The organism is Aeromicrobium sp. PFPM2_SD2, from assembly GCF_057364525.1.
On record NZ_JBNFNZ010000863.1, the window covers coordinates 1 to 475 of the forward strand.

Below are 475 nucleotides of genomic sequence, written 5' to 3' on the forward strand. Positions count from 1 at the left end.
CGAGACGCGCGACGGCACCAGGTTCGCGACGTCGTCGACCCGGGCGCTGGCCCAGCCGAAGCGCTCGTAGCGCGGGCTGCGGTGGCCGACCATCGCGTCCAGCGTGTTGACCGCGCGGTACCCGACGAGCCCGGCACGCCGAGCACGGCGCCCACAGCAGCGGGGCGACGACCGCGTCGGACGTGTTCTCGGCCAGCGACTCGACCGCGGCCCGGCTCACCGCCGTCGGCGTCCAGGCGGCTCGGGTCGCGGCCGACCGAGATGGGTGACCTGCTGACGGGCCGCGGCCAGGTCGCCGCGCTCGAGCTGCCGGGCGATGGTCGTCCCCTCGCGCACCAGCGAGCGTCCACCGACGACGACCAGGTGACCGCCGCGGTCAGCGCGACCTGCTGCCACGGGCGCCGGCACGCGCGCTCGGCGAGCACCGCGCCGGCGACCCAGCGGCGCCACGACGGCGGCGTGGTGCACGACGCCT

At 77.5% G+C, this 475-nt stretch carries 2 protein-coding genes; one reads left to right on the plus strand and one right to left on the minus strand.

Annotated elements, in window-relative coordinates:
• On the minus strand, positions 1–93 hold a 93-nt coding region (locus AC2W7G_RS18525), incomplete at its 3' end, for a cobalamin biosynthesis protein (protein ID WP_485869720.1).
• A 168-nt stretch (positions 94–261) separates the two neighbouring features.
• Here AC2W7G_RS18525 and AC2W7G_RS18530 point away from each other — a divergent pair.
• Positions 262–475, plus strand: a 214-nt coding sequence (locus AC2W7G_RS18530; protein ID WP_485869719.1) for a hypothetical protein, incomplete at its 3' end; no start/stop codon positions are given.